Genomic DNA, 19,686 nt, shown 5'->3' with positions numbered 1-19,686 from the left:
CAGCAATGGCAGATTATTATTGCCAGCCGCTTATTTTTTCTCCGCCACGACCCGGCCCTCGGCATTCAGAAATACCCGGTAGCGGTTGCCATCCTGACAGGACACGATATGGTCATTGTCACCCTGCTTGGTGGCGCTGACGACCTTGCCGCAAGGCAAGCCCAGGAGCGCAATCACGGATGTCATGTCCTTGAGGAGCGCCGTGTCTTCCGCCGCCCGCGCCGGTCCAGTGAAAAACGCCGTTATCGCCATCATCACGGCCCAAGCTTTGATATATTTTTTCATCGCTGTTCTCCTGCTTTCAGATTAGAGAGTGGCAAACTTGGCCGGGTCGGCCAGGATGCCCCAAATCGCTTCGCGCGACGCCACGATTGCGCGGGCCAGCTCCGGATCGCCGTCCTGGCATAGCGAAAGCACCTTGAGGAGCAGCCGGTCATACGGCGGCCGCAACTCGGAAAGCGTGGTTTTGACCCGTCCCTGGTAATACCCCCGGAATTGTTCCAGCAGGTCATCAACCTGGTTCTTAAGCGTAATCTTGGTGAACACGCCGATGGCCTTGGTTTCCTTGAGCCGCGTTTCCAGCGCCGTGAGGTCCAGCGCCGGTGCCGACGCGGGTGACTTCACGGAGGCGGTCGTGGCACTCGGTTTCTTCTGTGGCGCCACGGCTGGGGATGGAGGAGGAATTACCGGGGCCTGGGTCTCCGGGACTTCATTTCTGGAGATACTTTCGCTGACCGGGGGCTTGGCTGTCACCGGCGCATCCGGTAGCGCGCCGGTTTGCTGAGGCGCGCGCTCGACCCCGACACATCCCGCCGTCAGGAGCAGCAACAATATTCCAATAATGCGTATGGCGAACATTAGTCGTGTGAAATCTTTTCAGTTTTTATCAGTTTCAAAATCCCAGCGCGTCCGAATCCAGGGAACCTGCCTCAAGACAGGCAGGGAAAACCAGTATACCAACAGACCGGCGGCATCGGCCGCCACGTCGAACAACGAGGCTGAGCGGTACGGCAGGAAATATTGGATGAATTCGATCGCCAAACCGTAACCCAGCAAGACCGACACCTTGGCAAGCCCGAATTTCAGGTCCGGAAACGAAAAATCGAGCAATAAGGCCAGCGCGTAAAACGCCAAAATATGATTGGCCTTGTCGCTGATGTCTTCGACCACCGGATATTGCTCCGATGTCGTGGCGAGATGCGTGATCACGATCAACGCCGTCAGCAGCATCGCCCGGAATACCACGATCTTTCTGCTTGGCAGATTCATGATGCAGATCGATTAATATTAAAAATGGAGATCCGCCTGCGATGACAGATCCTGTGAGTAAATTGGTGGACCATCTTAACCGAAGCTCGAACCTTTTTTGAACAGCGCGAACCGTGATCCGGACGCGCTAACCGACACACCCCACAACCCGCGCGAAGCGCGGGTGAGGCGCAGGGATACGCCGAACAAAATGGTGGGCCCGCTAGGACTCGAACCTAGGACCAAGGGATTCACTCTGCCCCACTGTTTCCAGCAGGAGTGGACTATCTCATCGCCCTCGACACACCAGCATCCAGATGAGTCGTTCGGGCGCGGGACGCTCGATGCCTGTGATTAAGGGCACTTAAGCCCTCAGGTAGTCTCTGCACCTTCCGGAAGTGTACTCCCGGCTTGGCTCAGGGTTGCCGGCAACTGGGTTGCTACGGTTTCCCTGAATTCATCCCGTTCATCTCATACCTTTCGATATGAGCGCACCATTGTGATGAGTCCCCTGCTCTAACCAACTGAGCTACAGGCCCAAAAGACAACGGGCCGGATTATACCGGCCCGTGATGCTGATGGCACTTCACACCTCCACCCCTTCCCCTCCCCCGTCAAGGGGGAGGGGAAGTTGGAGTAAATCTCATTAGTCCAGGAAGCTGCGCAGATGCTCGGAACGGCTCGGGTGGCGCAGTTTGCGCAGCGCCTTGGCCTCAATCTGGCGGATGCGTTCGCGCGTGACGTCGAACTGTTTACCGACCTCTTCCAGCGTGTGGTCGGTGTTCATGCCGATGCCGAAGCGCATACGCAGCACCTTGGCCTCGCGCGCCGTGAGCGTCTCGAGAATTTCCGAGGTCGCGTACTTCAGCCCGCTGCCGGTCGCGGCATCGGGCGGCGCAATGGAATTGGCATCCTCGACAAAATCGCCGAGATGCGAATCTTCGTCATCGCCGATGGGCGTCTCCATCGAGATCGGTTCCTTGGCGATTTTGAGCACCTTGCGGATCTTGTCCTCGGGCATGTCCATGCGGCTCGCCAGCTCTTCCGGCGTGGCCTCACGGCCCATTTCCTGCAGCATTTGCCGGCTGATGCGGTTCAGCTTGTTGATGGTCTCGATCATGTGCACCGGGATGCGGATGGTGCGCGCCTGATCGGCGATCGAACGCGTGATCGCCTGGCGGATCCACCAGGTGGCGTAGGTCGAGAACTTGTAGCCGCGGCGGTATTCGAACTTGTCCACCGCCTTCATCAGGCCGATATTGCCCTCCTGGATCAGATCCAGGAACTGCAGGCCGCGATTGGTGTACTTCTTGGCGATCGAGATCACGAGACGCAGGTTGGCCTCGACCATCTCCTTCTTCGCGCGCCGCGCCTTGGCCTCACCGATGGACATGCGGCGGTTGACTTCCTTGAGGGCCGCGATCGGAATGCCGGCACGAACTTCGAGCTTCTTGAGCTTGTCCTGAGCGGCGTGGATAGCGTCGGTATTGTTTTCAATGACCGAGGAATTGCCCTCACCACACTTGATCGCCTTCTTCACCCAGCGCTTGTTGGTTTCGTGGCCAGGGAAAATCTTGATGAAGGTTTTGCGCGGCATGCGTGCCTTGCTGACGCAAATATCCATAATGGCCTTTTCCTGGCTGCGGGCAAATTCCACCAGCGAGCGCACATACTCAACCAGGCGATTGATCTGCTTGGCGACGAACTTGATCTGCATGAATTCGTCGGCGACTTTGGACTGAACCCGCTTGACCTCGGGGCTGTCATCGCCATTTTTATCGATGGCTTTGAGCAGGCTGATGTGCAGCTTACGGATGCGCGCGAAACGGATCAGCGCCTCTTCCCGGTTCGGACCAGTCTCTTCCTCGCTGTCGGTACTGCTCTCGTCGTCATCTTTATCATCCTTGTCATCGTCGACCACGGCCTTCACAACCAGGGGCTCGGGCGGGGGCGCGTCGACCGCGTTAGGATCGACGAAATCCACCACCAGATCGGTCAGGCGCATCTGGTCGATCTCGACTAGATCCATCATGCGCACCACTTCGGCGATCGCGGCCGGGCAGGCGGCAATGGCCTCGGTCGTCTGACGCACGCCATCTTCAATACGTTTGGCAAGATCGATCTCGCCTTCGCGCGTGAGCAGTTCCACCGTGCCCATCTCGCGCATGTACATGCGCACCGGGTCGGTGGTGCGTCCGAATTCGCTGTCCACGGCGGATGTGACAACCGCCTCCGCCTCTTCCGCGGCTTCTTCTTCGTCTTCCGCCGGCGGAGGGGTTTCGGTGGTTTTGAGCAACAGGGTGTCCGGGTCCGGCGCTTCGTCGTAAACCGCGATACCCATGTCGTTGATCATGTTCACCACCGCCTCGATCTGGTCGGTGTCATGAACATCTTCAGGCAGATGGTCGTTGATCTCACGATAAGTGAGAAAACCCTGCGCTTTACCCTGAATGATCAGTTTTTTAAGTTGTGAACGTTGTGTTTCCTGATCCATTGCCATGAATTGATAACCTGTGTCGCCGTCTAAGGCGTTGTGTTGAAACGTAAAAGCTCGCGAAAAACGCGAAAGTATAGCCTAAGTGGTTACTTGTCCCAACCTTTTCAATGGCGAGAAGGTGATAGGCGGGAATTATCTCTCTTGAGGCTCAATAATCGTGCCAATTCATCCATTTCAGTCTGACTCAGCCCACCGGTATGCTTTTTCTGTAAAAGCCGTTCGGTTTTTTGCCAAGCGGAAGCTTCTTCAAGACGATTCATAACACCACTAAATTCCGTTTCAAGATCCTGCTCCAAGGCCGGGTGCTGCCAGAATGCCAGCTTCGCCAAATTTTGTTTGTGCTCACTATCACTAAAATTCTCTATTATAGAGGCTGTATTTGGTTCTGCTGTCGTTTTTACCACCTTCAGCAATTCCACCAGTAACGCTATCCCCGGCATGTCCAGGTCAGCCAAGGCATCCGCATTGTGCACATTTCGTACCAAATCGGGGCGCTGCAGCAACATGGCAATGGCCAGGCGAACTACGGAAGGCGGCTCACGCGGACCGCTGCTGGCAGGGCGGAATACACGCGAGGACGAAGCATGCAGCTCGGGGGCGCCGGCGCTTACAGCCAATTTACCCGGGTCCATGCGGCTTAGTTCGGCCAACCGATCCAGCATCATCTGATGCAGCACTCCAGCCGGCATTTTGGACAAAAGCGGACGGGCAAGTTCCACCAACCGGGCACGTCCGTCCAGACGGCCCAGGTCTACCTGGCGCGACAGGCTATCGAAAAGGTAGTCCGGCAACGGCAGGGCCGTCTTGAGGCGCGCCAAGAACGCCTCACGGCCCTCTTTGCGCACGAGCGTGTCCGGGTCCTCGCCATCTGGTAGAAACAGGAAACTGATCTGGCGCCCCTCGCGTAATACGGGCAGGGCATTCTCCAGTGCGCGCCAGGCGGCCTCGCGTCCGGCGCGGTCACCGTCGAAGCAGAAAATCACCTCCGGCGCGTGCCGGAACAGGCGCTCGAGATGGTCGCGCGTGGTGGCGGTGCCGAGTGTCGCCACCGCGAAATCGATGCCGAACTGGGCGAGCGCCACAACATCCATGTAGCCCTCGACCACCATGACGCGGTTCTCTCGCTTGATGGCGTCGCGCGCATGAAACAGCCCATAGAGTTCGCGCCCCTTGTGAAACAGTGGCGTCTCCGGGGAGTTGAGGTATTTCGGACCGCCCTTGGACGCTCCCGACATCCCGTCTTCCGCGGCATTTGTACTTCCCTGTACATCATCGATCACGCGCCCGCCAAAAGCGACAATCCGCCCGCGGTGATCTTCGATCGGGAACATGACGCGGTCGCGGAATCGATCGTAGTATCCGCCGCTGTCCTTTTTCACGGCGAGGCCGGCGCGCACCAGCGCCTCGCGACTAAACTTATGAAAAGACGAACTCGCGGAGCGAGTAGGACTACTTTCCCCGTCCTTGCCCAGGGTGCGCAGCAAATTGTCCCAGCCATCGGGGGCGAAACCGAGATTGAATTCATTGGCGATCTCCCCGGTGATGCCGCGCTTTTTGAGATACTCCACCGCCCGGCCGGCCTGGGGATGTTCGCGCAACTGCTGCCGGTAAAAGCGCACCGCCTCACGCATCAGCTCAATCAGGTCCGCGCCGGTGTCTTTGTCTTTCTCGAAGGCCACGCCCGCTTCCTTGGGGACCGTGAGACCCGCGCGTGCGGCCAACTCCTCGACTGCCTCCACGAAACTCATGTGATCGTAGTCCATCAGAAAACCAATGGCCGAACCGTGCACTCCGCAGCCGAAACAGTGGTAAAACTGCTTGTCGGCGCTCACCGTGAAAGATGGGGTTTTTTCCTCATGGAACGGACAGCAGGCTTTATAGTCCTTGCCGGCCTTGCGCAGCGGCACGCGTGAATCAATAACATCCACGATATCAGAACGTGTCAGTAACTCATCAATGAACTGCTTGGGGATGCGACCGGCCATGCGGCTATTCTAAACAGGCCGCCAATGCGCGGGTACGTAATTAATTTTTGAGCGGTTTTACCGGGGGAAATGCGATGCAGCTCAGGCGGCGCCGAGCCTGGCTTTAACTTTACTTCCAACTTGCCCCATGTCGGCGCGACCCTGGAGCTTGGGCTTGAGTACACCCATGACCTTGCCCATGTCCTTGACCGAGTTCGCGCCGGTGGCGGCAATGGCTTCGACAACGAGCTTGTCGACCTCGGCCTCGCTCAATTGCTGCGGCAAATAGGCCTGATACAAGGCTATCTCGCTGGATTCCTTGTCGGCCAGTTCCTGACGCCCACCTTTGACGTACTGCTCGATCGACTCACGGCCCTGCTTCACCAGCTTTTCGATCACGACGATAACCTGCGTGTCGTCGAGCTGGATGCGCTCGTCCACTTCGCGTCGCTGGATCGCGGCACTGAGCATACGCAGCGTGCCCAGGCGCGACTCATTCTTGTCGCGCATGGCCTGCTTGATGTCGTCTTTGATTTTTTCCTTAAGGCTCATCGCCCAAGAGAGGAAAGCAAATCAGGGGCGGGAGGAGGTGGTGGCAGCGGGCGCGGGAGGACGCGGATTGGTGCGACGCATGAGCTTCTTGAGCTCGCGCTTACGTGCGGCAGCAGCCTTGCGTTTGCGGATTTCAGTCGGCTTCTCGTAGTGCTCGCGCTTGCGCATCTCGGTGAACACGCCCGCTTTTTCGCACGAGCGGCGGAAACGGCGCAGAGCCATTTCGAATGGTTCGTTGTCTTTAACCCGGACGGAAGGCATCTGTATCCTCTGAAATGGGCCTGTTTTCGGCAGGCCGGTCTGTTACGGAAAGGCGGCGATTCTATAGATTCCGGCCGGATTTGTACATCTTAGCCCGTGTTATGGGCCCTGCCCGTGTAAAATCGTCACTATGGCCGCTCCTGCGCATCCCTGCGCCCGCGGCACTTGTGCATCCTGCACATCGCGTGGATTTTGCCTGTCTTAGCTGAGGAAACATAATGCGGGTTCTAGGTATTGAAACGTCCTGCGACGACACCGGCATCGCCCTCTACGATTCCGAAAATGGCCTGCTGGCGCATCGGCTATTTTCCCAGATCGAGCTGCACCTCGATTACGGCGGGGTGGTCCCGGAGCTGGCCTCACGCGATCACATTCGTAAAGTCCTGCCGTTGATTCGGGCTGTCATGCAGGAAGCAAAAACTACCCCAGACCAGATTAACGGCATTGCCTACACCACCGGTCCGGGCTTGGCCGGAGCGCTGCTGGTGGGAGCGGCCTTGGGCCGGTCACTGGCCTACGCCTGGAACATCCCGGCCGTGGGCGTACATCACATGGAAGGGCATCTGCTCTCACCCATGCTGGAGCCGGACCCGCCGGCGTTCCCGTTCACCGCCCTACTGGTCTCCGGCGGACACACGTTGCTCGCCGATGTGCAGGCGCTGGGGCGTTACACCATTCTGGGTGAATCCGTGGACGATGCCGTGGGCGAGGCCTTCGACAAAACCGCCAAGCTCCTCGGCCTCGGTTATCCGGGTGGTCCGGCGATTGCAAAGGCGGCGCACGATGGAAACCCTGAACGATTTCCGTTTCCGCGCCCCATGACCGAGCGACGCAAGACTCACGGTGCGCATCCGGGGCTCGATTTCAGTTTCAGCGGCCTGAAAACTGCTGTGGTAACCGCGGTGAAAAACCAGGCTCTCACGCCACCATTTATCGCCGACATCGCCGCCTCGTTCGAGGAGGCCGCGGTAGATGTGCTGGCCATCAAATGCGAGTGGGCACTGGAACGGAGCGGCGCGAAACAACTGGTGGTGGCCGGCGGCGTCAGTGCCAACCTGAAACTGCGTGAGCGCCTGAAACAGCTTTCGGAAAAACTCGGCGTGCGCGTGTACTTCCCGCGTCCGGAATTTTCCACCGACAACGGCGCCATGATCGCCTACGCCGGCTATTTGCGTCTGGCCAGGGGGCAACATGAGCCACTGTCATTTGGTGCGCGGGCGCGCTGGGGCATCGAGGAAATCGGTACGGTTTAAGTTAAAACATAGAATCCCACAACAAAAAGAAAAAATCAGACAGGATTTACAGGATTATTTCTTAATTTTTAAAATCCTTAATCCTATAAATCCTGAAAAATCCTGTTAATCCTGTCTATTTCATTTTGTTAGAGGCTCTGAACTAACGTCCGATCTTGTTCTCGGTACCGGCGATCAGATTGCGGATATTCGAGCGGTGGCGGAATATCAAAATCGCGCTCATGACGATCATGGTCGCCAGATACGGCGCGCTCGGTGACAACCATGCCACGTACAGCGGCGCGGTCAGCGACGCCATCAAGGCCGACAGCGAGGAATAACGGAACAACAGCGCCACCAGCACCCACGTAGCGATCAAAGCCAGCCCGACCCATGGGTTGAGCGCGAGCCAGACACCGAGCGCCGTGGCGACACCCTTGCCGCCGCGGAAACCGAAGAAAACCGGAAACAGATGGCCGATGAACGCGGCAAAACCAGTCAGCGTGATGATCATGGCGTCCGCTGTCAGCGCTTGCGCCACGAGCACGGCAATCACTCCTTTCAGGATGTCGCCCGCCAGCGTCAGGATGGCCGCCGATTTACCGCCGTAGCGCAGGATGTTGGTCGCGCCCGGGTTCTTGGAACCGGTCTCGCGCGGGTCTGGCAGGCCCATGAGACGGGCGATAACCACGGCGCTCGACACCGAGCCGAGCAGGTAGGCCAGCAACGGAAGAAAATATAGCCACATTGTTTAAAGTACGCGGAGTTTTTCGTTATAGTGACGGCCCATGGATATTATCTACCTCCACGACCTCAAGATCGAGTGCATCATCGGCATTTGGGAATGGGAACGCCGCGTCAAGCAAACCATCATTCTCAATCTCGACATGGCCGCGGACATTCGCCGCGCGGCCGCCAGTGACAAAATCGAAGATACGCTCAATTACAAGGCGGTTTCCAAGCGTGTTATTGATTTCGTCGGCAACTCGCAATTCCAGCTCGTGGAAACCCTGGCCGAAAAGATTGCGGAAATCCTGCTGACCGAGTTCAAGCTTCAGTGGGTACGGGTGCGCGTCAACAAGAAAGGCGCCGTGCGCGGCGCCACCGACGTGGGCGTGATCATCGAACGCGGCAAGGCCTGAAATCCGTGCCACGGGTGTACGTCGGTATCGGCAGCAATATCAACAAGGAAGAAAACATCCGCGGCGCCGTGCGCGAGTTGGCCACACACTACGGCTCCCTCACACTTTCCCCCGTTTATGAAAGTAAGGCCATTGGATTCGAGGGCGAGAATTTTTTCAATCTTGTGGCGGGTTTTGACAGCGTTGATCCCATCGAACATATCAAAGAAACGCTTCTCCAGATCGAGGCCCGGCTTGGACGCGTGCGCCAGGAAAACAGCTCCAGTTCACGCACGCTCGATCTTGATCTGCTGCTCTACGGAGACACGGTAAGACACGACGACAAGGTGAACCTGCCGCATCCCGATGTCCAGCGTTATGCCTTTGTGCTGCGACCGCTGGCGGATATCGCGCCGAAGTTGAGGCATCCCGAGACAGGCCTCACCTGCGCCCGGATGTGGCAACAGTTCGATGCGGGAAAACTAGAGATGGGGAAAAAAGATTTCGACCCGAAGCAGTAAGCACAGGACTTACATCACCACACTGCGCCCGCCGTCCACCGCCAGCACTTGTCCGGTGATAAAGCCGGCATCGCGAATAAGAAAGAGCGCCGTGCGCGCCACGTCGTCAGTATCCCCGGAACGCTTGAGCGGCGTACGCGAGATGATCCGTTGCTTGGACATCTCGTCGAGATCGCTCTCAGGCCAGAGAATCACGCCGGGAGCGATGGCATTGACCCGTATATCCGGGCCCAGTTCACGCGCCAGGGCTTTGGTGAGCATGACCACGCCGGCCTTGGCGACGCTGTAGATCAGGTAACCGATCAGAGGACGATCGCCGTAAATGTCCGCGATGTTGATGATGCTCCCGCCGGATTTCTTGAGATGCGGCACCGCCGCCTGAGCGAGCAGATACGGCGCGCGGAGGTTGGTGCCCACAATATCATCCCACTGGGACTCGGTGGCTTCGCCCACGGGCGTCGGGTAAAAGCGCGAGGCGTTGTTGATGAGCACATCCAGCCGGTCGAAGGATTCGACGGTTTCAAATATCAGATTGCGTGCCAGGCGTTCGCCGTTATTGAGGTCGCCACGCACCAGCATTACCGATTCCGGCCGGATCTTGTGTAACTCCGCCTGCAGTGCATGGGCGGCCTTTTCGGAGGTGTGATAGTGAATCACCAACTTCATGCCCTGGGCGTGCAATAGACGTGCGATGGCGGCACCAATGCGATGCGCACCGCCCGTGATCAGGGCCACCTTGCCTTCGAGGGGATTGTCCGGCATAAAACCCAGTATAGTTCCTGAATTCGGCACAATACCGGTTGCCAGCCTTTGAGCCAATAGTCTTTCAAAATGAATTCATCCCCTCACAACGGTCAATCCAAAAAGCCCGAATCGCCCGGATTACCGTTGCTCACGGCCGAGGAACAGGCGCAACACGACAAAATCACGCAGCGCCTGCGCGAAGAGATTGCGGCAGCGGGCGGCGAAATTTCCTTCGACCATTTCATGGAACTGGCGCTCTATGCGCCGGGACTCGGTTACTACGCTGCGGGGAAAACTAAATTCGGTAAACAAGGCGATTTCGTGACCGCGCCGGAACTGGGCCCGCTGTTCGCGCGCTGTCTCGCGCGGCCGTGTCAGGCCTTGCTGAGGCAATTGGGCGGCGGCGATATTCTGGAAGTTGGCGCCGGCAGTGGCGTGCTGGCCGCGGACCTGCTGCTTGATCTGGAGTCATTGGGCCAGCTTCCGAAACATTACCTTATTCTGGAACTCAGCGCCGACCTGCGCGCGCATCAGATCGAAACCATAAGGCAAAAGGCACCGCATCTATTCGGACGCATCAGCTGGCTCGCCGAACTTCCCGACAAATTCCGCGGCATGGTGGTGGCAAACGAATTGCTGGATGCCATGCCGGTTACTCGCTTCAAAGTCACGGAAACCGACATTAGCGAGTTATACGTTGGATGGGAAAACGAACACTTTGTGTGGCGAGAGAAACCGGCCAGCGCCTCTGTGCGAGCCCGCGTTGAGCCGCTTGGATTGGCGGCAGGCTACACCTCGGAAATCAATCTGTGCGCCGAGGCCTGGGTGCGCAGCATCGCCGACATCCTGAAGCAGGGCACGATGCTGCTCATCGATTACGGATTCCCGCGCTCGGAGTTTTATCACCCACAGCGATCGCAGGGAACGCTCATGTGCCACTACCGGCATCAGGCCCATGACGACCCACTGCGACTTGTCGGCTTGCAGGATATCACTACGCATGTGGATTTCAGCGCCATCGCCGAGGCCGCTACCGGGGCCGGGCTTGCGCTCGCCGGTTACACCTCGCAGGCGGCATTTCTTCTCAGCAGCGGGATGGAGCAGATCATGGGCGCATCTGACCCCAACGATACGCGCGCGCACCTGACGCTGACACAGCAAGTCAAAAAACTCACGCTTCCGCATGAGATGGGCGAGCTCTACAAAGTAATCGCACTGGCGCGTGGCGTGCGCGAATCGTTGCCGGGCTTTACGCTCCAGGATCGGCGCGGACGACTATAAAAAAGGGTACATGAAATGACCAAAGCTATTCTGACCGACATCGAGGGAACCACGTCGTCGCTGTCCTTCGTGAAGGACGTACTGTTCCCGTACGCGCGCGAACGCATGGCGGAGTTCGTGCGCACCCACGCGACTGAACCCACCGTGCAGCGGGAACTGGAAGAAGTTGGAAGAATCAGCGGGAAAAACCTGAGCGAGATGGAAGTCATCGAGCAGCTTATCCGCTGGATTGACGAGGACAAGAAAATCACGCCGCTCAAAAGCCTGCAGGGCATGATTTGGCAAGACGGTTACAAAAAAGGCCACTTCAAGGGGCACATGTACGAAGACGCCGTGCGCCATTTGAAAAAATGGAAGCGGGCCGGCCTGCGGCTTTATGTCTTTTCCTCCGGTTCGGTCCAAGCCCAGAAACTGCTGTTCGCACACACAGAATACGGCGATCTGACACCGCTTTTTTCCGGCTATTTCGACACCACCGTCGGCAACAAGCGTGAGATCGGCGCATATCAAAAAATTTCAGAGAAAATCGGGTTACCCGCAGGCAATATTCTTTTTTTATCCGACATCGCCGAAGAACTCGATGCCGCCCGCGGAGCGGGCATGCAGACAGTGCTGCTCCTGCGTGACGGAAAAACAGACATCCGCAATACGGTTCACTGTGAAGCGCTGAATTTTGACGGGATTACCCTTTGATCCCGCGTCGGGCTGGTAGCTCGGATGAGCGCTACTTCTTCATCGGGAGCCGGTATAGGCAAGGCTGGCGATTTTGGCTTTGGCTTCAGTGCTTTTAAACAGGCTGTAGTGTTACTTGAGTACGGACTCTTTTCCGAATCTCCTCGAATCAGAACGAATGTCCGCAATCGGCCAGAAGCAGACGTTCAGAGTGTAAGGCCATCTAACAAGTTACTCACATGAAAACTAAAGCATAGAGTGCGAAGCGAACTATGCTTTAGGTTTTCCAATAGAGCTATTTGTCAGTATTCTTTTTAGTTGGGAGACCTGAGAAAAATTGCGCTTTCTACACGCTCGAAAGCATTTTTATAAATCTCCGCATCAAGGATTGGCGTATCATCTCTATCAGATTGACCATAAGCAGATGATTTTTTACTGCTAGTAACAAAATTCAAACGGACTTTTGTTATTTTTCCAATTTCTTCAATAAATGCTGTTGCAGATGTTTGAGAGACGTTTGAGACTCCTAGCCAGAATTTTGAGGCGAAATCGCTCTTAGCCGCGCTTTCTGCTGTAATGAACCCAGTAGCTTTGTCAGCGCTTTTGATTGTATAGCCTAGGTCTTGGAACACTGATATAACGCTCGGAAAAACGACGTCTTTTTTATGTTCGTATTCACGTGTTTGTAAACTTTGAATTTCTAAAGGCGTTAATGTGGGCCCCGTCGGGGTAACACAACCCGCTAAAACTATAAAAAACCAGATTATTGCGAGTTTAATAGTTTTCATTTTTTTCCCCTAAAAGTTAGATGTTCTACTTCTGAAATCAGTAACAATATCACTGCTATCGAATTTAATTATCAGTGTGATCATTCTTGAACTACTCTCAAAACCCGATGCCTTGCTTGACTGCCCAGCAAAAATAATTGTCCAGTAACCTGACTGGCTGGATGATTGAGATACTTGTGCCGCCCGTTGATAAGACCATACTTCACGCCCAGCACCATCTCTTGTTGTAACATTTGGCGAACCAAAGTTTTCTAATACTTCTGCTTTTGTGGTTTTCCCGACCACCAAATTCATTTGCACATTGCCCTGCGTAAGCTGGGAGTTACGTTCAGTTAATGGCTGAGGTGCTGATACACACCCAACAAGCATTATGCCAAGCATAAAGCACAATAGAATTGCTGATTTTTTCATGGTGATACCACCTTCAAATTGATGATTAAAGTTAAATGACCCCCGGCAAAGCCGGGGGCTTATTTTGTGAGCGCCTCAAAGGCGCACATAATACCGTGAGCCGCCTGAAGGCGGCAACTACTCCACGAGTTTCATTTGATCGTAGCGCTCATCCTCGGCCTCCTGGTTTCGAATGTACGCCCGCACCATCGCCTCGTCGAGCCCAACCGTGGAGACGAAATAACCGCGGGCCCAGAAATTCTCTCCGGTGAAGTTGCGTCGCCGGCCACCGTACTTTCGGGCGATCTGGATGGCGCTCTTGCCCTTGAGGTAGCCCACGACATTCGAGACGGCGTGCTTGGGCGGGATGCTGATGCACATGTGGACGTGATCTGCCATAAGATGCCCTTCGACGATTTTGGATTCCTTGTGCCGGGCGAGTTCGTGCAGCATCTCACCGAGGTGCCTTCGTAACACCCCGAACACCTTCTTTTTCCTTCGTTTCGGTATAAACACCACATGATATTTACAATCCCATCGGGTATGACTCAGACTTTGATACTCTTTCACGTATGAATCTCCTTCTCTTGGTGGAGATCGGAGATTCATAGGCGACCGTCGTATAGGTCAAACCGGGGTGAGTCCCCCGGCAAAGCCGGGGGCTTACCTTTACTGAGTTATAGCTATATATTTGCTTATAAATACTAACTAGAATTTGACGGCCTAATTGTTTTCTTTGGAAGACACATATTTATGTGCGAATTTTACTGTGTCAATAGCCCCGTGGCGGCACAAGCATAATATTCCTCCAAAGCCCACAGCGAGCAGGCCTTTTTGGTTCGGTACTGTTTTCTAAAGCCATGCAGAACATCCGCTATGGGTCGAAAGCAGCTATTGGGTGATGAGTAGCAGAGTACAACTTCCTCAACGTAGCTATTTCGTAGCTGTCTTAAATTGGATCATCATAAGGCTTTCTGTGACTTCATTAAAAATTGGCGAGCGTTGCAGAATATTGATATTGAATATGTTGTAGTGTCCAAGCAGGACTATTCACCAGTTCTGAGTTGATGCGCCCGACCAAGACACCGAAAGAAACAGTTGAGACGGATATCGGAAGTTATGGCGGCACCAAGCATGGTGTCCGCATGTCAGCCTGCACACATCAAGTCAAATATGCTGTGCTTTTTAAAGACCCGCTTTTCACGCAGACTCAGCCCACAAGTCATGTTCCCCGGCACGGGTGATACGGATCTGGCAAAAATCACCGGATTTCAGATTTTTGGTGTTTTTTATATAAACCGCGCCATCGATCTCCGGCGCATCGGCGCTGGAACGAGCCACCGCCGTGTCATTTTCAAAGCTGTCCACCAACACGGTCAGGGTCTTGCCGACCTTGTGCTGCAATTTATCCGCGGAAATTTTTGCCTGCACTTCCATGAAACGCGCCAAACGTTTCTGTTTGACTTCTTCCGGCACGGCATCGGGCAGGGCGTTAGCCGTGGCGCCATCCACCGGTGAGTAGGCGAAACAGCCCACACGGTCGAGCTGCGCCGCGCGCAGGAAATCGAGCAGCTCGTTGAACTCCGGTTCGGTCTCGCCGGGAAATCCGACGATAAAGGTCGAACGCAGCGTGATGTCCGGACAGGTCTTGCGCCAGGACTCTATGCGCGCCAGATTGTTTTCGGCGCTGGCCGGGCGCTTCATGAGTTTCAAAATGCGTGGGCTTGCATGCTGAAACGGCACGTCAAGGTACGGCAGGATTTTGCCGTCCGCCATGAGCGGAATGATCTCGTCGACATGCGGGTAGGGATAGACATAATGCAGCCGCACCCATACACCGAGACTGCCTAAAGCCTGTGCCAGTTCCACCATGCGCGTTTTGACAGGCCGGCCTTGCCAAAATCCGGAACGGTATTTCACGTCCACGCCGTAGGCGCTGGTGTCCTGCGAAATGACCAGCAACTCCTTCACGCCGGACCGCACCAGATTTTCCGCCTCCTGCAATACCTCGCCAATGTCGCGGCTCACGAGATCGCCACGCATCGATGGGATGATGCAAAACGTGCAACGGTGATTGCAGCCCTCGGCGATTTTCAGATACGCATAGTGGCGCGGCGTAAGCTTGATGCCAGCCGGCGGTACGAGATCCGTGTAGGGGTCGTGCGGTCTCGGCAAGTGCGCATGCACCGATTGCATGACTTCCTCAAGTGCGTGCGGACCGGTCACCGCCAGCACCTGCGGATGTGTCTGTTTGACGATATCGCCCTTGGCGCCGAGGCAGCCGGTGACAATCACGCGCCCATTTTCCGCCAGTGCTTCGCCGATGGCATCGAGCGACTCCTCGACGGCGGCATCGATAAAACCGCAGGTATTGACCACCACGAGATCAGCGCCGGCGTAATCGGGGGAGATGGCGTAACCCTCGGCGCGCAGTTGCGTCAGGATACGTTCGGAATCCACCAGCGCCTTGGGGCAACCGAGGCTGACGAAACCGATTCGCGGAATGGCGGCAGGTCCGGACGTAGTGACTGACTGGGATAAAATCGCTTTGGACATAAGACTTATTCGATCTTGAGGTAGGCGAAGCCCTGATGCTGCAACTCGGCGATACGCACCACACCCGAGCGCACCGGCATCACACCGGGAATGATTTTCTCCTTCGCCAGATTGAGGGCTTCGCGCGTGATTTCGCACAGTTCCAGCTTGACGCCGTGCATCTCCTGCAACTGCTTCAAACGCTGAATCAGCTCCGGCCGGCGTTTCTTGTATTCGGGATCTTCCACGAACGGCGTGCCCTTGAGCGGGTCTTGAGTGACAAAACGGATGCCGCCAGCGAGAAAAACAATACGGATATCGTAATCTTCCAGTTTATTCTGGTAGGTCGTCACCATGTTGTTGACGTTCTGGAGCATGGCGCTCAGGCGGCGCGAATCGGCGAAATCCACGTGCCAAACGACCTTGGCCATCGGATCCGCCACCGACGTAGCAATCGCCTTCGGGGCGGTCATCACGGCGCTTGCCAGCAACCAAGCCGTGGAAAATGCCATTAATCGAAAAAATAATTTCATACAAATCTCCTTCGAACTGCAACGGTATTCGATCACTCAAGCATCATAATACCGCTTTGACCGCCGCGATTCGCGCCTCGCGCACGCGCGCGCCGATTTCGGGACCCTTCCCGCCCTGCGCGGCGATCGCGGCGGCGTCGACCGCACGGGCAGCTTCAAAGGCACGACGAAACAGCTCGGCCTGTGGATAGGCCTTCTCTTCACTGCCGGTGCGGCCGCGGAAATCGGCTTCGCAGGCCAACACAAACTGTCCCACCCGCTCCGGGCGACGGAACCCATCCAGGCCTTCCAGCGTATCGACCACCGTGGCCGGCCGCAGTTCGGCAATCTTGTGGCAATGCGCGTGGTAGCGCGCCGTGAGTACGGCCAGGTCACGATGTTCGTTCGGCACACGGAAACGCTGACAGAAGTTTTTCACCAGCTCCACGCCGCGTTCTTCGTGCCCGATATGTTTTGGCCATTCCTGTTTTGGCGTGCTGCCCTTGCCGAGATCGTGCATGAGCGCGGCGAAGCGCACGCGCGTGTCGGGCGAGAGTTTCGCTGCCGCATCCAGCACCAGCATCGCGTGAACCCCCGTGTCGATTTCCGGATGATGTATTTCCGGCTGCGGCACGCCAAAGAGAGCGTCGATCTCCGGAAACAGTCGCGCCAATGCTCCGCAACCACGCAGCGCTTCGAAGAAGCGCGAGGGTTTGTCCTCGCCGATAGCACGTTCGAGTTCCGTCCACACGCGCTCGGGTACGAGGTGATCGACTTCGCCCGAGTCGACCATTGCGCGCATGAGCTTGTTGGTGCCGTGCGCAACATGGAACCCCCGCGCGGCGAAGCGCGCGGCGAAGCGCGCCACACGCAGAATGCGCACCGGGTCTTCGGCGAAGGCGGGCGAGACATGGCGCAACACGCCGTTGTGCAAATCCTCCGCGCCCCTGAAGGGATCGATCAGATTGCCCTGCCCATCCTCGGCCATGGCATTGATGGTGATATCGCGCCGCTGCAAGTCCTCTTCCAGCGTCACGTCCGGGGCGGCGTACACCTTGAAGCCCTTGTAGCCGTGGCCCGACTTGCGCTCAGTACGCGCCAGCGCGTATTCCTCTTTCGTTTCCGGATGCAGGAATACGGGAAAATCGGCGCCCACGGGCTTGAAGCCCTTGGCCACCATTTCATCCGGAGTGCTACCGACCACGACATAATCACGGTCCTGGACCGGCAGGCCCAGCAACTTGTCGCGCACCGCGCCGCCGACGAGATAAGTTTTCATAATGCCATGCTAATGTGTTGATGCCACCGACGCCAAGCAGGATTTATGAATTATTACCTCCGGCCAACCACTCTATTACTGCTCGCCTTTGTCACCGGCTGCGCCAATCCGGGCTATTACTTGCATGCGATATCAGGGCAGATAGAAATCCTCAACAAGCGCCGGCCGGTCGAAGAAGTACTGAATGACCCGGTCACTACTCCGCAGACCCGACAGCAGCTTAAGCTGGTCCAGTGCCTGCGTGACTTTGCCAGCAGCGAGCTGGGGCTACCGGACAATCGCAGTTATCGAACTTACGCCGATCTGGAACGGCCTTTTGTGGTTTGGAACGTTTTCGCCACGCCAGAGTTGTCACTGGAGCCGAAACAATGGTGTTTCGTGTTCGCCGGCTGTGTGTCTTACCGTGGCTACTTTGCGCGCGACAAGGCAGAAAGATTCGCCGCCAACATGAAACAGGAAGGACATGACATCTATGTCGGTGGCGTGCCAGCCTATTCCACGCTCGGCTGGTTCAACGACCCGCTGCTCAATACCTTCATCCACCGCTCCGAGGCCGATCTCGCCGGGTTGCTGTTCCATGAGCTGGCGCATCAGGTGCTATACGTCAGCGGCGACACTGCCTTTAACGAATCCTTCGCGACCGTGGTGGAACTGGAAGGCGTGAAACGCTGGTTCGAGCGCCACGGTACGTCGCAACAGGCACAAGCCTATCGGCAGAAGATTCAGCGGCGCGATCAATTCACCGCGCTGGTACTGCAACACAAAACCCGTCTCACAGAAACCTATATTACAAATTTAAGCGCTACAGAAAAACGAGCGGCGAAGACCCGGGTATTCGGAGAACTGCGAAATGATTACGCGATACTGAAAGCAAGCTGGGGCGGTTATACCGACTACGACAAATGGTTTTCTCAGGACCTGAACAATGCCCATCTCGCGGCGATCGGAATGTACAGTAAATATGTCACGGCGTTTCAGAAACTGCTGGCACAACAGCAAGGCGATCTAACAACATTCTATCGTGCAGTGGAAGAAATCGCGAAACTCCCAAAAGCCGAGCGCGCGACGGTACTCCGGAAAAGCCTTAATGGCGCAAATAACCAGGCGCGATTTCCTCCAGGCTTGCCGGGGTAATTCCAAAAACCTCGGGGAAACCTTTTTCACACACACTGTCGATTTGCAGCGAGCGGTAGTTGTCGAGCGAGAACGGCTTGCCCGGAACATATTCCAGCATCGCGGCCTGCAGGAAAGACAGGCCATCGGGAAGACCTACAACGCATACACGCTTGTTAATCAGTCTTGCCACGTATTCCACGATCTCGCGCAGGGTATAGACCTGCGGGCCGCACAGGTCATAGCGCTGCCCGAAGGTTTTGTGGTTGTCGAGCGATTTTACAAAGGCCTGCACCACGTCCTCGACATACACCGGCTGGAAGCGCGCATGGGGGCAGGCGAGCGGGAACGCGCCCGGCATCAGGCGCAGCAGACCGGCGAAGCGGTTCAGAAAACCGTCGCCGGGGCCAAAGACGACTGAGGGGCGAAAGCTGGTGACGTGAAAATCCGGGCTTTCGGCGCGGAGTACCGCCTCTTCCCCGAGCGCCTTGGTGCGCAGGTAGTGGCTCGGCGCCATACGCGTGGCGTGCAGCGCGCTCATGTGCAGCAGGCGCTGTACCCCTGTTTCGCGGCACGTCATTACTATTTTTTCCGGCAATTCGGCATGCGCCCGCGCGAAGCCTTTTCCCGAACGTCCCTTCTCGTTCAGGATGCCGACCAGATTGATGACGGTATCACGGCCTTCGAGTTGTTGTTGCAGAAAACCCGTGTCATGCACGTCGCCTTGCACCAACCGTACTGTGGGTAACACCAGAAAATCGCGGTGCCGCTCCCGGTGGCGCGTCAGGATGACGACGTCATGTCCGGCCTTGGACAAGCGCGCGACGAGACGCCTACCGACAAAACCGGTGCCACCGAGAAGACAGATCTTGCGCAGGGTCATCGGGTCATTCTGCGCTGCCTCGGTGGCCAAAACCAGTGGCTCGCGTCCGCGCGAGATATATAGAGTCTTATCAAAATAAAAAAGATGAAATCT

The 19,686-nt window shown here is 56.4% G+C and carries 22 protein-coding genes; 6 read left to right on the top strand and 16 right to left on the bottom strand.

The features are described 5' to 3' along the window. Positions 1 to 30: 30 nt before the first annotated feature. The 7 genes from NUV55_RS04190 to rpsU all read right to left on the bottom strand — a co-directional run bounded on the left by NUV55_RS04190 (position 31) and on the right by rpsU (position 6,522). Positions 31 to 285, bottom strand: a complete 255-nt coding sequence (locus tag NUV55_RS04190; protein ID WP_296670663.1) for a hypothetical protein — start codon at positions 283 to 285, stop codon at positions 31 to 33. Between the two features lie 21 nt (positions 286 to 306). Further along, positions 307 to 858, bottom strand: coding sequence for a hypothetical protein (locus tag NUV55_RS04185; RefSeq protein WP_296670662.1), 552 nt, complete (start codon positions 856 to 858; stop codon positions 307 to 309). 18 nt (positions 859 to 876) lie between these two features. After that, positions 877 to 1,269 (bottom strand): VanZ family protein, encoded by a 393-nt coding sequence (locus NUV55_RS04180; RefSeq protein WP_296670660.1) that lies wholly within the window; start codon positions 1,267 to 1,269, stop codon positions 877 to 879. 625 nt (positions 1,270 to 1,894) lie between these two features. Next, positions 1,895 to 3,748 (bottom strand): RNA polymerase sigma factor RpoD, encoded by a 1,854-nt coding sequence (gene rpoD, locus NUV55_RS04175; RefSeq protein ID WP_296670658.1) that lies wholly within the window; start codon positions 3,746 to 3,748, stop codon positions 1,895 to 1,897. Positions 3,749 to 3,849: 101 nt separating this feature from the next. Further along, positions 3,850 to 5,730 (bottom strand): DNA primase, encoded by a 1,881-nt coding sequence (gene dnaG, locus NUV55_RS04170; RefSeq protein WP_296670657.1) that lies wholly within the window; start codon positions 5,728 to 5,730, stop codon positions 3,850 to 3,852. Between the two features lie 81 nt (positions 5,731 to 5,811). Continuing rightward, positions 5,812 to 6,261, bottom strand: coding sequence for a GatB/YqeY domain-containing protein (locus NUV55_RS04165; RefSeq protein WP_296670655.1), 450 nt, complete (start codon positions 6,259 to 6,261; stop codon positions 5,812 to 5,814). A gap of 21 nt (positions 6,262 to 6,282) precedes the next feature. Next, positions 6,283 to 6,522, bottom strand: coding sequence for a 30S ribosomal protein S21 (rpsU, locus tag NUV55_RS04160; protein ID WP_296670652.1), 240 nt, complete (start codon positions 6,520 to 6,522; stop codon positions 6,283 to 6,285). Positions 6,523 to 6,740: 218 nt separating this feature from the next. Between rpsU and tsaD the strand changes: the two genes are divergently transcribed. Beyond that, positions 6,741 to 7,775 (top strand): tRNA (adenosine(37)-N6)-threonylcarbamoyltransferase complex transferase subunit TsaD, encoded by a 1,035-nt coding sequence (tsaD, locus tag NUV55_RS04155; protein ID WP_296670650.1) that lies wholly within the window; start codon positions 6,741 to 6,743, stop codon positions 7,773 to 7,775. Between the two features lie 142 nt (positions 7,776 to 7,917). Here tsaD and plsY read toward each other — a convergent pair whose 3' ends face one another. Continuing rightward, on the bottom strand, positions 7,918 to 8,502 hold the full coding sequence (plsY, locus tag NUV55_RS04150; RefSeq protein ID WP_296670648.1) for a glycerol-3-phosphate 1-O-acyltransferase PlsY: 585 nt from the start codon (positions 8,500 to 8,502) through the stop codon (positions 7,918 to 7,920). Positions 8,503 to 8,542: 40 nt separating this feature from the next. Here plsY and folB point away from each other — a divergent pair, with 40 nt between their 5' ends. Next, complete coding sequence (folB, locus tag NUV55_RS04145; RefSeq protein WP_296670647.1) at positions 8,543 to 8,896, top strand: dihydroneopterin aldolase; 354 nt, start codon at positions 8,543 to 8,545, stop codon at positions 8,894 to 8,896. Positions 8,897 to 8,901: 5 nt separating this feature from the next. After that, a complete protein-coding gene (gene folK, locus NUV55_RS04140; RefSeq protein WP_296670645.1) occupies positions 8,902 to 9,396 on the top strand; it encodes a 2-amino-4-hydroxy-6-hydroxymethyldihydropteridine diphosphokinase in 495 nt (164 codons plus the stop codon). 9 nt (positions 9,397 to 9,405) lie between these two features. On the opposite strand, the gene NUV55_RS04135 is transcribed toward folK, so the two are convergent. Beyond that, entirely contained in the window at positions 9,406 to 10,158 is a 753-nt protein-coding gene (locus NUV55_RS04135) for a pteridine reductase (RefSeq protein WP_296670644.1), read from the bottom strand. 69 nt (positions 10,159 to 10,227) lie between these two features. On the opposite strand from NUV55_RS04135, the gene NUV55_RS04130 reads away from it, so the two are divergent. Both NUV55_RS04130 and mtnC read left to right on the top strand, forming a co-directional pair. Beyond that, on the top strand, positions 10,228 to 11,421 hold the full coding sequence (locus NUV55_RS04130; protein ID WP_296670642.1) for an SAM-dependent methyltransferase: 1,194 nt from the start codon (positions 10,228 to 10,230) through the stop codon (positions 11,419 to 11,421). A 15-nt stretch (positions 11,422 to 11,436) separates the two neighbouring features. Then, entirely contained in the window at positions 11,437 to 12,114 is a 678-nt protein-coding gene (mtnC, locus tag NUV55_RS04125) for an acireductone synthase (protein WP_296670640.1), read from the top strand. A 293-nt stretch (positions 12,115 to 12,407) separates the two neighbouring features. On the opposite strand, the gene NUV55_RS04120 is transcribed toward mtnC, so the two are convergent. From NUV55_RS04120 to NUV55_RS04095, 6 genes are all read right to left on the bottom strand, one after another. Then, positions 12,408 to 12,881: a hypothetical protein gene (locus NUV55_RS04120; protein ID WP_296670639.1), complete on the bottom strand. Its 474-nt coding sequence runs from the start codon at positions 12,879 to 12,881 to the stop codon at positions 12,408 to 12,410. A 9-nt stretch (positions 12,882 to 12,890) separates the two neighbouring features. Continuing rightward, positions 12,891 to 13,292: a hypothetical protein gene (locus tag NUV55_RS04115; RefSeq protein WP_296670638.1), complete on the bottom strand. Its 402-nt coding sequence runs from the start codon at positions 13,290 to 13,292 to the stop codon at positions 12,891 to 12,893. A 117-nt stretch (positions 13,293 to 13,409) separates the two neighbouring features. Beyond that, positions 13,410 to 13,841, bottom strand: a complete 432-nt coding sequence (gene tnpA, locus NUV55_RS04110; RefSeq protein WP_296670637.1) for an IS200/IS605 family transposase — start codon at positions 13,839 to 13,841, stop codon at positions 13,410 to 13,412. A gap of 630 nt (positions 13,842 to 14,471) precedes the next feature. Further along, complete coding sequence (gene rimO, locus NUV55_RS04105) at positions 14,472 to 15,827, bottom strand: 30S ribosomal protein S12 methylthiotransferase RimO (RefSeq protein ID WP_296670635.1); 1,356 nt, start codon at positions 15,825 to 15,827, stop codon at positions 14,472 to 14,474. A 5-nt stretch (positions 15,828 to 15,832) separates the two neighbouring features. Then, positions 15,833 to 16,339 (bottom strand): DsrE family protein, encoded by a 507-nt coding sequence (locus tag NUV55_RS04100; RefSeq protein WP_296670634.1) that lies wholly within the window; start codon positions 16,337 to 16,339, stop codon positions 15,833 to 15,835. A 43-nt stretch (positions 16,340 to 16,382) separates the two neighbouring features. After that, on the bottom strand, positions 16,383 to 17,597 hold the full coding sequence (locus NUV55_RS04095) for a multifunctional CCA addition/repair protein (RefSeq protein ID WP_296670632.1): 1,215 nt from the start codon (positions 17,595 to 17,597) through the stop codon (positions 16,383 to 16,385). A gap of 45 nt (positions 17,598 to 17,642) precedes the next feature. Here NUV55_RS04095 and NUV55_RS04090 point away from each other — a divergent pair, with 45 nt between their 5' ends. Further along, positions 17,643 to 18,731: an aminopeptidase gene (locus NUV55_RS04090; protein WP_296670631.1), complete on the top strand. Its 1,089-nt coding sequence runs from the start codon at positions 17,643 to 17,645 to the stop codon at positions 18,729 to 18,731. Here the strand turns inward: NUV55_RS04090 and NUV55_RS04085 are convergent. After that, positions 18,682 to 19,623 carry a complex I NDUFA9 subunit family protein gene (locus tag NUV55_RS04085; protein ID WP_296670629.1) on the bottom strand — a complete coding sequence of 314 codons (942 nt, stop codon included), beginning with the start codon at positions 19,621 to 19,623 and terminating at the stop codon, positions 18,682 to 18,684. The two genes, NUV55_RS04090 and NUV55_RS04085, sit on opposite strands and share 50 nt — an antisense overlap. Positions 19,624 to 19,686: the final 63 nt, after the last annotated feature.

Source organism: Sulfuricaulis sp., assembly GCF_024653915.1.
Taxonomy (GTDB): Bacteria; Pseudomonadota; Gammaproteobacteria; order Acidiferrobacterales; family Sulfurifustaceae; genus Sulfuricaulis.
Note: the sequence above shows the minus strand (reverse complement) of the source record. Positions and strands in the feature narration are given on the sequence as shown.

Bases quoted from the DNA above. Each gene is read 5' to 3' on its own strand.
- NUV55_RS04190 (WP_296670663.1), bottom strand. From the start codon at position 285: ATGAAAAAATATATCAAAGCTTGGGCCGTGATGATGGCGATAACGGCG.
- NUV55_RS04185 (WP_296670662.1), bottom strand. From the start codon at position 858: ATGTTCGCCATACGCATTATTGGAATATTGTTGCTGCTCCTGACGGCG.
- NUV55_RS04180 (WP_296670660.1), bottom strand. From the start codon at position 1,269: ATGAATCTGCCAAGCAGAAAGATCGTGGTATTCCGGGCGATGCTGCTG.
- rpoD (WP_296670658.1), bottom strand. From the start codon at position 3,748: ATGGCAATGGATCAGGAAACACAACGTTCACAACTTAAAAAACTGATC.
- dnaG (WP_296670657.1), bottom strand. From the start codon at position 5,730: ATGGCCGGTCGCATCCCCAAGCAGTTCATTGATGAGTTACTGACACGT.
- NUV55_RS04165 (WP_296670655.1), bottom strand. From the start codon at position 6,261: ATGAGCCTTAAGGAAAAAATCAAAGACGACATCAAGCAGGCCATGCGC.
- rpsU (WP_296670652.1), bottom strand. From the start codon at position 6,522: ATGCCTTCCGTCCGGGTTAAAGACAACGAACCATTCGAAATGGCTCTG.
- tsaD (WP_296670650.1), top strand. From the start codon at position 6,741: ATGCGGGTTCTAGGTATTGAAACGTCCTGCGACGACACCGGCATCGCC.
- plsY (WP_296670648.1), bottom strand. From the start codon at position 8,502: ATGTGGCTATATTTTCTTCCGTTGCTGGCCTACCTGCTCGGCTCGGTG.
- folB (WP_296670647.1), top strand. From the start codon at position 8,543: ATGGATATTATCTACCTCCACGACCTCAAGATCGAGTGCATCATCGGC.
- NUV55_RS04135 (WP_296670644.1), bottom strand. From the start codon at position 10,158: ATGCCGGACAATCCCCTCGAAGGCAAGGTGGCCCTGATCACGGGCGGT.
- NUV55_RS04130 (WP_296670642.1), top strand. From the start codon at position 10,228: ATGAATTCATCCCCTCACAACGGTCAATCCAAAAAGCCCGAATCGCCC.
- mtnC (WP_296670640.1), top strand. From the start codon at position 11,437: ATGACCAAAGCTATTCTGACCGACATCGAGGGAACCACGTCGTCGCTG.
- NUV55_RS04120 (WP_296670639.1), bottom strand. From the start codon at position 12,881: ATGAAAACTATTAAACTCGCAATAATCTGGTTTTTTATAGTTTTAGCG.
- NUV55_RS04115 (WP_296670638.1), bottom strand. From the start codon at position 13,292: ATGAAAAAATCAGCAATTCTATTGTGCTTTATGCTTGGCATAATGCTT.
- rimO (WP_296670635.1), bottom strand. From the start codon at position 15,827: ATGTCCAAAGCGATTTTATCCCAGTCAGTCACTACGTCCGGACCTGCC.
- NUV55_RS04100 (WP_296670634.1), bottom strand. From the start codon at position 16,339: ATGAAATTATTTTTTCGATTAATGGCATTTTCCACGGCTTGGTTGCTG.
- NUV55_RS04095 (WP_296670632.1), bottom strand. From the start codon at position 17,597: ATGAAAACTTATCTCGTCGGCGGCGCGGTGCGCGACAAGTTGCTGGGC.
- NUV55_RS04090 (WP_296670631.1), top strand. From the start codon at position 17,643: ATGAATTATTACCTCCGGCCAACCACTCTATTACTGCTCGCCTTTGTC.